The 12,145-nt window shown below is 64.0% G+C and carries 7 protein-coding genes and 4 tRNA genes; 5 read left to right on the forward strand and 6 right to left on the reverse strand.

Annotation, left to right across the window (positions count from 1 at the left end; genetic code table 11):
* Positions 1-274: 274 nt before the first annotated feature.
* Positions 275-4,300 carry a bifunctional nitrate reductase/sulfite reductase flavoprotein subunit alpha gene (locus N805_RS16105; RefSeq protein WP_028614184.1) on the reverse strand — a complete coding sequence of 1,342 codons (4,026 nt, stop codon included), beginning with the start codon at positions 4,298-4,300 and terminating at the stop codon, positions 275-277.
* Between the two features lie 243 nt (positions 4,301-4,543).
* Between N805_RS16105 and map the strand changes: the two genes are divergently transcribed.
* Complete coding sequence (map, locus tag N805_RS16110; protein ID WP_046811333.1) at positions 4,544-5,392, forward strand: type I methionyl aminopeptidase; 849 nt, start codon at positions 4,544-4,546, stop codon at positions 5,390-5,392.
* 81 nt (positions 5,393-5,473) lie between these two features.
* Here the strand turns inward: map and N805_RS16115 are convergent.
* From N805_RS16115 to N805_RS16130, 4 genes are all read right to left on the reverse strand, one after another.
* Positions 5,474-5,550, reverse strand: a tRNA-Asp gene (locus N805_RS16115).
* Between the two features lie 13 nt (positions 5,551-5,563).
* Positions 5,564-5,639 (reverse strand) — tRNA-Val (locus N805_RS16120).
* 170 nt (positions 5,640-5,809) lie between these two features.
* Positions 5,810-5,886: transfer RNA gene (locus N805_RS16125), tRNA-Asp, on the reverse strand.
* Positions 5,887-5,899: 13 nt separating this feature from the next.
* Positions 5,900-5,975: transfer RNA gene (locus N805_RS16130), tRNA-Val, on the reverse strand.
* A gap of 215 nt (positions 5,976-6,190) precedes the next feature.
* On the opposite strand from N805_RS16130, the gene rdgC reads away from it, so the two are divergent.
* The 3 genes from rdgC to sugE all read left to right on the forward strand — a co-directional run bounded on the left by rdgC (position 6,191) and on the right by sugE (position 8,812).
* Complete coding sequence (gene rdgC / locus N805_RS16135) at positions 6,191-7,111, forward strand: recombination-associated protein RdgC (RefSeq protein ID WP_016501075.1); 921 nt, start codon at positions 6,191-6,193, stop codon at positions 7,109-7,111.
* A 187-nt stretch (positions 7,112-7,298) separates the two neighbouring features.
* On the forward strand, positions 7,299-8,264 hold the full coding sequence (locus N805_RS16140) for a bile acid:sodium symporter family protein (RefSeq protein ID WP_019470183.1): 966 nt from the start codon (positions 7,299-7,301) through the stop codon (positions 8,262-8,264).
* A 230-nt stretch (positions 8,265-8,494) separates the two neighbouring features.
* Complete coding sequence (gene sugE / locus N805_RS16145; protein ID WP_019470182.1) at positions 8,495-8,812, forward strand: quaternary ammonium compound efflux SMR transporter SugE; 318 nt, start codon at positions 8,495-8,497, stop codon at positions 8,810-8,812.
* A 10-nt stretch (positions 8,813-8,822) separates the two neighbouring features.
* Here sugE and N805_RS16150 read toward each other — a convergent pair whose 3' ends face one another.
* Positions 8,823-10,700, reverse strand: coding sequence for a 1-acyl-sn-glycerol-3-phosphate acyltransferase (locus tag N805_RS16150; protein WP_019470181.1), 1,878 nt, complete (start codon positions 10,698-10,700; stop codon positions 8,823-8,825).
* A gap of 183 nt (positions 10,701-10,883) precedes the next feature.
* On the opposite strand from N805_RS16150, the gene N805_RS16155 reads away from it, so the two are divergent.
* Entirely contained in the window at positions 10,884-12,062 is a 1,179-nt protein-coding gene (locus N805_RS16155) for an MFS transporter (protein WP_019470180.1), read from the forward strand.
* Positions 12,063-12,145: the final 83 nt, after the last annotated feature.

Genomic DNA, 12,145 nt, shown 5'->3' on the forward strand with positions numbered 1-12,145 from the left:
TGGAGCCGAAGCTCCAGGCGCCTTTGCCTGTATTCATCACGGTGTGCCCCCGGGTTGATCGCCGTTGATCAGTGGGGCTTGTTGTATTGGAGGTAAAGCAGGGACTGTGCCAATCCTTTTTCCTGTGCTGGCGCTACCGCCGGCAAGCCAGCGCCCACAAGGGCCGCCACAGGTTTCGAGGTTTGCAAGATACCTGTGGGAGCTGGCTTGCCGGCGATAGGGCCAGCACAGCAATTGCACATTCCAAGTGCATCACTCCCCATCCCGGTGCACTTCAGTACACATCCCGCCGATAGCGCTTGGCCTTGCTCAACCCTTCGACATAGGCAGCAGCCGCCGCTGCATCCATCCCGCCGTGCTCAGCCACGACCGTGCGCAACGCCGCATCCACATCCTTGGCCATGCGCTGCGCATCCCCACACACATAGAAATACGCCCCCGCCTCAAGCCATTGCCACAACTGCGCGCCCTGCTCGAGCATGCGCTGCTGCACATAGACCTTCTGCGCCTGGTCCCGCGAGAACGCCGTGTGCAGCCGCAAGTGCCCTGCTGCCTCCCAAGCCTGCAACTGTTCCCGGTAGTAGAAGTCGGTAGCGGCGTACTGCTCGCCAAAGAACAGCCAGTTACCCCCTTTCGCCCCCCGCACCTCCCGCTCCTCAAGAAACGCCCGGAACGGCGCAATGCCGGTACCCGGGCCAACCATGATCACCGGTACGCTGTCGTCTTCGGGCAGCCGGAAGTGCTTCGACACCTGCGGGAAGATAGCCACCTTCACCGCTTGCGCGCGGTCGGCGAGGAAGGCCGAACACACGCCCTTGCGCTCGCCGTACCGCACGGTGGAGACGGTCAGGTGGACCTGGCCCGGATGCGCCAACGGGCTGGAGCTGATCGAGTAAAGACGCGGCTGCAAGGGCTTGAGCAGGTCCAGCCAGTTGGCCAGCGGTAGCTGTTGGGGGAAGGCGCGCAGCACATCGACCAACTGCCGGCCCCACAGCCAGTCCTGCAGCTCGGCCTTGCACTCGGGCTGCAGCAGACGCTGCAGGTCCGGTGCATTGCCAGCGAAGGCCTGCAGTTGCTGCGCGGTGACCTTGGCGATCTCCAGGTGCGTTTGCAGGGCTTCGGCCAGTGGCATGGCCGGCTGGCCCTTGAGCTCGACCCTGGCCTGGCCATCGAGCTGCATCAGCGCCAGCAGTTCGTCGACCAGGGCCGGGCAATTGCGCGGCCACACGCCCAGGGCATCACCGGCGGCATAGCTGAAGCCGCTACCGCTCAGGTCGAACACCAGTTGGCGTGTTTCCTTGCTGGCACCGGGGCCGTTGAGCAGGTGGTTTTCCAGCAAGGCGGCGGCCCAGGGTTGCTGTTTGCTGTAGGCCGCCATGGGTGCAAGTGCGCTGGCCGGATGTGGCGCAGCGGCACTGCCCAGCGAGGGCAGCAACGCTGCGAGCCAGCCAGCGAACGCTTGGTCAAAGTCTGGCTCGCAGTCCACCCGTTGCAACAGTCGCCGGCCACCCAGTTCGGCCAGGCGCTGGTCGAGCTTACGGCCAAAGCCGCAGAACTGGTCGTAACTGGAGTCGCCCAAGGCCAGCACGGCATAGGGCAGCTCGGCACAGCAGGCGCCCTCCTCGCCCTGCAAGGCCTGCCAGAACGCCGCGGCGCTGTCGGGCGCGTCGCCATCGCCAAAGGTGCTGGTGATCAGCACCACGCTGGCAGCACCCTGCAGCTGGCTTGGGCTGACCGCGTCCATGCAACTGAGCTGCACATCGAGGCCGGCACCGCGCAGGTGTTCGGCACAGCGCTCGGCCAGCAGCTCGCCGTTGCCGGTCTGCGAGGCCCACAGCACCTGATGCCGTGGCGCCACCAACGCCGCAGCGGGCAGTGTTGCAGGCTGGGCGAATAGCCCGGCCAGCAAGCCGTCGATAAACAGCCGGCGGTTGGCCGCCAGTGGCGCACTGGCCGGCAGGCGGGGCACACCCTCTGCACGTGCCTGGTCCAGGCCCAGCACGAAACCTTGCAGGTAATGGCGCTCTTCTTCTGCCAGCACCGGGGCTGGCAGGGCGTCCAGGCCAAGCAGACGGGACAGGGTGGCAGTGGGCATGCGGGCTGGCTCCGGAATGGCAGTGTTCAGGTCAAGGGCGTCGATACGCTCGCCTGCGACCCGTTGCAGGGCCACGGCGCAGTGTTTGAAAGCGGGCTGCAGCGACAGCGGGTCGACCGCATCGCAGGTGACGGCATTGATTGCCAGCTGCTCGCCAACCAGGTCGTTCCAGTGAAATGGCGCAAAGCAATTGCCTGGCATGACGCGGTCGCTGATGCGCACCGGTAGCACGGCTTGCCCGCGCCGTGAGCGGATGGCGACCTGATCTTTTTCAGCGAGACCCAGGCGTGCCGCGTCGTCCGGGTGGACCTCGACGAAGGGGCCGGGCTCCAGCTTGTTCAGCGCCGGCACCTTGCCGGTCTTGGTCAGGGTGTGCCACTGGTGCTGCACGCGGCCGGTGTTCAGCACCAGGGGGTAGTCGCCATCCGGCAACTCTGCTGCCGGCAACCAGGGCCGGGCAAAGAAACGGGCCTTGCCACTGGCGGTGGCGAAGGCCAGCGCCGGGCGGTCGCCCTGGGCATCGTGCAGCAGCGCCTGGCTGCTACCGTCGTTCAGGTAGCGCAATGGGCTGCGGTCGCTGCCACGGCCTGGCGCACAAGGCCACTGGTGCGGTTGCTGGCGCAGTTCGGGGTAGCCGATGCCGCGCAGGTCGTAGCCGGTTGCGGGGTTATGGAAGCGGCGGATTTCTTCATACACCGCTTCGGCATCGGGGTAGTCGAAGGCTTCGCCGTAGCCCATGGCGCAGGCTACGCGGGCGATGATCTGCCAGTCGGGCAGGCTCTGCCCTGGCGGCTCGACGGCGCGCGGCATCAGGGTGAGGTTGCGTTCGCTGTTGATCATCACGCCCTCGCCTTCGGCCCACAGGGCGGCCGGCAGCAGGATATCGGCGTAGCGGTTGGTTTCGGTGTCGAGGAAGGCATCCTGGGTAATCACCAACTCGGCCTGGCACAGGCCATCGATCACCTGCTGGCGGTTGGCGACGCTGGCCACCGGGTTGCTGCAGATGACCCAGCACGCTTTCACTTCACCCGCCTTCATCTGCTCGAACAGCGCCACCGTACCCTCGCCGCCTTCGCTGCGCAGGCTGCCGGGTGGCAATTGCCACTGCTGCTCGACAAATGCGCGGTCGCCTTCCACCAGTGCCGAACGCTGGCCTGGCAGGCCGGGGCCCATGTAGCCCATCTCACGGCCGCCCATGGCATTGGGCTGGCCGGTCAGCGAGAACGGCCCGCTACCGGGGCGGCAGATGGCGCCTGTAGCCAGGTGCAGGTTGCAGATGGCGTTGCTGTGCCAGGTACCGTGGATGCTCTGGTTCAGGCCCATGGTCCAGCAGCTCATCCAGTCGTTGGCGCCGCCGATCCATTCGGCGGCCTTGATGATGTCGGCCTCGGCCAGCCCGGTGATGGCGGCTACGCGCTCGGGGGTGTAGTCGTCGAGAAAGGCCGGCAGTTCGTCCCAGCCTTCGGTGTGGCGGGCGATGAAGCCGCGGTCGGTGTGGCCATTACGGTGTAGCAGGTGCAACAGGCCATTGAGCAAGGCCATGTCACTGCCGGGGCGCACTTGCAGGAACAAGTCGGCCTTGTCGGCGGTGGCACTGCGCCGTGGGTCGACAACGATCAGCCTGGCGCCGGCCTTGACCCGGTCGAGCAGCCGCAGGAACAGGATCGGGTGGCAGTCGGCCATGTTGGCGCCGATCACCAGGAACACGTCGGCGTGCTCGAAGTCCTGGTAGCTGCCAGGTGGGCCGTCGGCGCCGAGCGACAGCTTGTAGCCGCTACCGGCACTGGCCATGCACAGGCGCGAGTTGGACTCGATGTGGCGGGTGCGGATAAAGCCTTTGGCCAACTTGTTGGCCAGGTACTGAGCCTCGAGCGACATCTGCCCCGACACGTACAGCGCCACGGCGTCGGGGCCATGCTGGTCGATGATGCCGCGCAGGCGTTTGCCGGCATAGGCGATGGCCTGGTCCATGCCGGTGCGCGCCGGCGGCTGGCTGCGCTGCTGGCGCACATAGGCGTCTTCCAGGCGGCCGGCGGCGGTCAGCGGCACATGCGCGGTGAGGCCTTTGGTGCACAGCCGGCCGAAGTTGCTGGGGTGCTGCTTGTCGCCGCTGACCTTGACGACCTTGCCATCGGCAACGCTCATGACGATGCCGCAGCCAACGCCGCAGTAGGGGCAGACGCTGCGCACTTCGCTGTTGGCCATGGGCGGGCTCCTGTGGGAAACGCAAAAAGGCGCCGGCTGCACCGGCTTGCTGAGCAAGCGGGGCAACACGGCGCCTTTGTCGTGAAGTTTTATGGGCTGTCGACGTTGATAGCCCGGGATGAAGGTAGATCAGCAATTTATGGGCCAGCTATACCGGCCCTTTCGCGGGCACGCCCGCTCCCACAGGGCTATCGCAAGGCCTGAGGGGCGTGCCCGCGAAGAGGCCGGCACAGGCTACGCACCATGCGGTGGCAAGCCGGTACCCGCTGGCGCTATGCTGGGGCAAATTCCAGCACGAGCAACTACCCTCCCCCCATGTCCCAGGTGATTCTCAAGACCCCCGCCCAACTCGACCTGATGCGCCGCGCCGGCCAGCTGCTGGCCCAGGTGTTCGCCGACCTCGACAGTTTCATCGGCCCCGGCGTGACCACCATGCAGATCAACGACCGCGCCGAAGCGTTCATCGTCGACACGCTCAAGGCGCGGCCAGCGAGCAAGGGCCAGTACGGCTTCCCCTACTCCCTCAACACCTCGGTGGACCACGTGGTGTGCCACGGCATGCCCAAGGTCGATGAAGTACTCAAGGAAGGCTCGATCATCAACGTCGACATCACCCTGGAACAGGGCGGCTACATTGCCGACTCCTCGAAGATGTACAGCATCGGCAAGATCAGCGATGAAGCCCGGCGGTTGGTCGACACCACCTACGATGCGCTGTGGAAGGGCATCGAGCAGGTGCGCCCCGGGGCCACGTTGGGCGATATCGGCCACGCCGTCCAGGCCCATGCCGAGGCGGCGGGCTACAGCGTAGTACGCGAGTATTGCGGCCATGGTATCGGCCAGCAGATGCATGAAGGGCCTGAAGTACTGCACATTGGCCAGCGTGGCATGGGCATGAAGCTGAAACCGGGGATGGTGTTTACCATTGAGCCGATGATCAACCAGGGTGGACGCGGAACGCGCACGTTGAAAGATGGCTGGACGGTGATTACCCGCGACCACAGCCTGTCGGCGCAGTGGGAGCATACCGTGGCGGTGACCGAGGACGGGTTTGAGGTGCTGACCTTACGGGAAGAAGAGCGCCGAAGCTGAAACCGCAGACACAAAAAAAGCGACCCTAAGGTCGCTTTCTTTGTTACTTCCGGGTGTTCAGTGGGCCCTGGAAGTGGAATATGGCGCAGCGGACGGGACTCGAACCCGCGACCCCCGGCGTGACAGGCCGGTATTCTAACCGACTGAACTACCGCTGCGCTATACATCGAGTGGTGGGTGATGACGGGATCGAACCGCCGACCCTCTGCTTGTAAGGCAGATGCTCTCCCGGCTGAGCTAATCACCCATGTCTCTCGGTGTGGCGCGCATTCTACGGGCGACTTGGCGCTCTGGCAAGCACTTATCGAAGTTTTTTCACACTTCGCTCAAACAGCAAATTTCAGGCACAAAAAAAGCGACCCTAGGGTCGCTTTCTCTGTTACTTCCGGGTGTTCAGTGGGCCCTGGAAGTGGAATATGGCGCAGCGGACGGGACTCGAACCCGCGACCCCCGGCGTGACAGGCCGGTATTCTAACCGACTGAACTACCGCTGCGCTATACATCGAGTGGTGGGTGATGACGGGATCGAACCGCCGACCCTCTGCTTGTAAGGCAGATGCTCTCCCGGCTGAGCTAATCACCCTTCGTCTCGGTGTGGCGCGCATTCTACGGACGACCCCGCACCCTGGCAAGCACTTTTTAAACTTTTTTCAAAAAAAACTTCATGCCTTTCAAAGGCCTAGCGTTGTCGGGTGTTTCTTTCACACATAAGCCACTGCTGGCCCTCTGACAGGGTTGGCCTCAGAGCTCCGCTCGGAGAATAATGCCCGCCTTATGCATTAAGGAGAGTTACCCCTCATGTGGTTCAAGAACCTGCTGACCTACCGCCTGACCCAGGAAGTCCCGTTCGAGCCTGAAGCGCTGGAAGCCGCACTGGCCAGCAAGCCGGCCCGCCCCTGCGCCAGCCAGGAGCTGACCACCTATGGTTTCGTCGCGCCGTTCGGCAAAGGCGAAGACGCTCCCCTGGTGCATGTCAGCGGTGAGTTCCTGCTGATTGCCGCGCGCAAGGAAGAACGCATCCTGCCGAGCAGCGTGGTCAACGACGCTGTCAAGGAAAAGGTCGAAGAGATCGAGACCGAGCAAATGCGCAAGGTCTATAAAAAAGAACGCGACCAGATCAAGGACGAGATCATCCAGGCCTTCTTGCCGCGTGCGTTCATCCGCCGCTCGATGATCTTCGCCGCCATCGCCCCGCGTCTGGGTGTGATCCTGGTCAACTCGGCCAGCGCCAAGCGTGCCGAAGACCTGCTGTCCACCCTGCGTGAAGTGATGGGCTCGCTGCCGGTGCGCCCAGCCACGGTGAAGATTGCGCCAACCGCCACCATGACCGATTGGGTCAAGTCGCAGCAAACCGCCGAAGGCTTCTATGTACTGGACGAGTGCGAACTGCGTGACACCGCCGAAGACGGCGGCATCGTGCGTTGCAAGCGCCAGGACCTGACCGGCGAAGAAATCCAGCTGCACCTGAGCACTGGCAAAGTGGTGACCCAGCTGGCCCTGGCCTGGCAGGACAAGCTGTCGTTCATTCTGGACGACAAGATGGTAATCAAGCGCCTGAAGTTCGAAGAGCTGCTGCAGGAGCAGGCCGAGCAGGACGGTGGCGATGAGGCGGCGCAGCAGTTCGATGCCAGCTTCCTGCTGATGATGATGACCTTTACCGAGTTCCTGCCGGTGCTGTTCGAGGCGCTGGGTGGGGAGGAGATTCCGCAAGGGGTCTGATGTGGTTTGAAGGACTGGTGCTGGCCTGAGGCACAACTTCAGCCAGTACCTGCCCCCTCGCGGGACAAGCCCGCTCCCACAGGTACATCACAGCCCTTTGGCATTGTGATGTACCTGTGGGAGCGGGCTTGTCCCGCGAAGGGGCCAGTAAAATTCATAGCGCTATAAAAAGAAAAGGAATTGCCCCATGCGTGCCCTCGCCGCCTTAAGCCGCTTCGTCGGCAATACCTTCGCCCTGTGGGTGCTGGTGTTTGCCGTGCTGGCCTTTTTGCAACCGCAATGGTTCATCGCCCTGAAGGTCGCCATCGTGCCGCTGCTGGGGCTGGTGATGTTCGGCATGGGCCTCACCCTCAAACTCGACGACTTCGCCGCCCTCGCCCGCCAGCCCTGGCGGGTGATGCTGGGCGTTGTCGCGCACTTCGTGATCATGCCGGGCATGGCCTGGCTGCTGTGCCAGCTGTTCCACCTGCCGCCGGAAATTGCCGTGGGCGTGATCCTGGTCGGCTGCTGCCCGAGCGGCACGGCATCAAACGTGATGGTGTGGCTGTCACGCGGGGACCTGGCGCTGGCCGTGGCGATTGCTGCAGTCACCACCCTGCTGGCACCGCTGCTGACCCCGGCGCTGATCTGGTTCCTGGCGTCGGCCTGGTTGCCGGTGTCCTTCATGGACATGTTCTGGTCGATCCTGCAGTTGGTGATGCTGCCGATCGTGCTCGGTGTGCTGGCCCAGCGCCTGCTAGGTGCGCGGGTGCAGGCGGCGGTGCAGGTACTGCCGCTGGTGTCGGTGGTGAGCATCGTGATGATCGTGTGCGCGGTGGTGGCGGCCAGCCAGGCGAAGATCGCCGAGTCGGGGCTGCTGATCATGGCGGTGGTGATGCTGCACAACAGCTTTGGTTATTTGCTGGGGTACCTGACCGGCAAGCTGTGCAAGTTGCCGCTGGCCCAACGCAAGTCGCTGGCGCTGGAGGTGGGGATGCAGAACTCCGGGCTGGGGGCGGCGCTGGCGGCGGCGCACTTTTCGCCATTGGCGGCAGTGCCCAGTGCGTTGTTCAGTGTTTGGCACAATATTTCCGGGGCGTTGCTGTCGACCTGGTTCCGGCGCATGGATGAGCCTGCGGCGGAAGCTGAAGAAGTGGAGCCTGCCAGCCATTGAGGGTGCCTGTACGGGCCTCTTCGCGGGCTTGCCCGCTCCCACAGGGATAGCCACAGCCTTGATGATCATGCAGTGCCTGTGGGAGCGGGCAAGCCCGTGAAAGGGCCAGTACTGGCTTGCCCTGAAACCTTCAGGTGTGCACTATATTGCCCACTGTGAGGACGGCCTCACGACGCACCGCGTGACCATTCCGGGGACGGCCCCATCATTCAAACGATGGAGACACACACATGTCCTGGATCATCCTGTTCTTCGCCGGCCTGTTCGAGGTCGGCTGGGCCGTCGGCCTGAAATACACCGACGGCTTCAGCAAACCGATTCCCACCGTACTCACCGTCGGCGCCATGGTCATCAGCCTGGGCCTGCTGGGCCTGGCCATGAAAGAATTGCCGCTGGGCACTGCCTATGCCATCTGGACCGGTGTTGGCGCAGTCGGCACCGTCATCGCCGGGATCATCCTGTTCGGCGAATCCATGGCCCTGGTACGGCTGGTCAGTGTGGCGCTGATCGTCTGCGGCCTTATCGGCCTTAAGGTCAGCGCCAGCTGACCCCTCTCGTCTAGCGCAGGTCACCGCGCAAGCGGCTGACCTGCTCGCGCAACAGCTCAGGCTGCGCTGCCTCCACCGGGATAGCGGCACCCGCCACGATGGTTACTCGCGACCACAGGCGCCTGAAAAAGCCCTTGGCCGGGTCACGGCTGAAGAAGCTGCCCCACAGGCCCTGCAAAGCCAGCGGGATTACCGGCACCGGCGTGTCTTCGAGGATGCGGTTGACGCCGCCCTTGAACACATCGATCTCACCATCGCCGGTCAACTTGCCCTCCGGGAATATGCACACCAGCTCACCATCAGCCAGGTACCCGGCAATGCGCGCGAAGGCACGCTCGTACGTGGCGGGGTCTTCGTTGCGCCCGGCAATCGGGATGGCGCCTGCGGTGCGGAACACGAAGTTGAGCACTGGCAGGTTGTAGATCTTGTAATACATCACAAAGCGGATCGGCCGGCGGATTGCCCCGCCCAGCAGCAATGCATCGACGAACGAGACGTGGTTGCACACCAGCAGCGCCGCGCCTTCGTCGGGGATGCGTTCAAGGTCGCGGTGCTGCACGCGGTACATCGAATGGCTGAGCAGCCAGATCAGGAAGCGCATGGTGAACTCGGGGACGATCCTGAAGATGTACGCGTTGACCGCGATATTAAGCAGCGACACCACCAGGAACAGCTGCGGGATGCTCAGCTCGGCAAGCCCCATCAGGATGATGGTGAGCACCGCTGACACTACCATGAACAAGGCGTTGAGGATGTTGTTGGCCGCAATCACCCGAGCACGCTGGTCTTCGGCCGTGCGGGCCTGGATCAGCGCATACAGCGGCACGATATAGAAGCCACCGAACACGCCAAGGCCGACAATCGACAGCAGGATCCACCAGGCCTGGCTCATGCCCAGCAGCGCCAGCCAGTCATGCGGCGCCGCTGCAGCCGGCACATCGCCGGAGTGCCACCACCACAGCAGGCCGAACAAGGTCAGGCCGAACGAGCCGAACGGCACCAGGCCGATCTCCACCTTGCGCCCGCTGAGCCGTTCGCACAACAGCGAACCCAGGGCGATGCCTACCGAGAACAGGGTCAGCACCAGGGTCACCACCGTGCCATCGCCGTGCAGCCAGTCCTTGGCGTAGGCCGGGATCTGCGTGAGGTAGATGGCACCGACAAACCAGAACCACGAGTTACCCACGATCGAGCGCGACACCGCGGGCGGCTGCCCCAGGCCCATGCGCAGGATCGCCCACGACTGCCGGAAGATGTTCCAGTCCAGCGGCATGTTCGGCGAGGCGGCAGCGGCCCGCGGGATCCAGCGGCTGGCCAGGTAGCCGAGCACCGCAGTGCCGACCACCCCACCCGCCACCACCGTGGCGTAGCTGTCGGCCGACATCATGACCCCGGCGCCAATGGTGCCGGCAAGGATGGCGAGGAACGTGCCGGTTTCCACCAGCCCGTTACCGCCGACCAGTTCCTCCTCGCGCAGGGCCTGCGGCAAGATCGAGTACTTCACCGGCCCGAACAGCGCCGAGTGGGTACCCATGCCGAACAGCGCCACCAGCATCAGCGCCAGGTGGTTGGTGATGAAGCCAAGCGCACCGATGGCCATGATGACGATCTCGGCCAGTTTGATCACACGAATCAGCGCATCCTTGGCGAACTTCTCGCCAAACTGCCCGCCCAGCGCCGAAAACAGAAAGAACGGCAGGATGAACAGCAAGGCGCACAGGTTGACCCAGATCGAACGGTCACCGTCGCCCAGGCTGAGCTTGAACAGGATCGCCAGGATCAGCGATTGCTTGAACAGGTTGTCGTTGAAGGCACCCAGCGACTGGGTGATGAAAAACGGCAGGAAACGCCGCTTGCCGAGCAAGGTGAATTGCGAGGAGTGACTCATCGTCCTTGGTCCTGAGGGCTTTTCAATTGGAGGCGCGCCGGGCACGTCAGGCCACAAATCTGCATGGGAAATGCCTTGGCTGGCAAGCCTACACGCTTTTTGCAGAAGCGGCCGGGCGCTCCTGCAGGACGCGCATGTGGCTTATGCTTGTGCCCGGTAACCCAGAACAACAAGGACGTGGTAATGCTCGCCGCCCTGAAACGCTACCCGCACACCGTACGCCTGCTGCTGCTGACCACGTTCACCCTCACTGTCGCCCGCGCCCTCACCCTGCCCTACCTGGTGGTGTACCTGGCCGACAACTTCCAGCTGCCGATCAGTCAGATCGGCCTGCTGATAGGTGGTGCACTGATTATCGCCTCGCTGCTGAGCCTGTATGGCGGGCACCTGGTCGACACCTTGCGCAACCACACACTGGTCAGCGCCAGCACCCTGCTGTTCGCCCTGGCGTTCGTCGGCGCGGTCGTCAGCGGCTCGGCGCTGTTGTTCTTCTTGTGCCTGGTGCTGATCAACCTGGCGCTGGCAGTCGTCGACATTGCCGCCAAGGCAGGCTTCTGTGCCTTGCTGCCAGTGGAAGAGCGGGCCGAGGTGTTCGCCATCAAGTACACCCTCAGCAACGTCGGCTACGCCGCCGGCCCGCTGCTGGGGGTCGCCATGCTGGAACTGGACGACCACATGCCGTTCATCGCCTCGGCCCTGCTTGGCCTGGGCATGTGCCTGGCCTACTGGCGCCTTGGCGACCGTAACCTGCAGGCGAGCGCACCGGACAAGCCTGCGGCCGGCTTCGGCCAGGTGGCGCTGGGGCTGGCGCGTGACCGCCGGCTGGTGTATTTCACCCTGGGCGGGGTGCTGAGCGCGGTGGTGTTCGGCCAGTTCACCGCCTACCTGTCGCAGTACCTGGTGGTCACCACCCGCCCGGCCGAGGCAGCGCGGCTGGTTGGCTATCTGGTGACCACCAACGCAGTGACGGTGATTGCCCTGCAGTACCTGATTGGCCGGCGCATCAGCCGCCAGCACCTGATGCCCTGGTTGCTGGCCGGCATGGCCCTGTTCATCGCCGGGCTGCTGGGCTTTTCGCTGGCAGGCTCGGTGCTGGCGTGGTGCCTGGCGATGCTGGTGTTCACCCTGGGCGAGATCATCGTGATCCCTGCCGAGTACATGTTCATCGACCTGATCGCGCCAGAGCATTTGCGCGGGGTGTATTACGGTGCGCAGAACCTGTCCAACCTCGGCGCGGCGCTGGGGCCGGTGATGGTGGGGTTTGCGCTGGTGCACCTGTGGCCGGGGGCAATCTTCTACCTGCTGGTGTTGTCGGTGTTGCTGGCGGGGGTGTTTTATGGGTTGGGTACCCGAAAAAATTGATGTTTTGTTTCAGATCAATCGCGAGCAAGCTCGCGCCTACAACCATCGTCTGCGCTGACGAAGCGGCACCTGCGTGCCAGACT

Origin of the sequence: Pseudomonas putida S13.1.2, from assembly GCF_000498395.2 — a bacterium.
In the GTDB taxonomy this organism is placed as follows: Bacteria; Pseudomonadota; Gammaproteobacteria; order Pseudomonadales; family Pseudomonadaceae; genus Aquipseudomonas; species Aquipseudomonas putida_Q.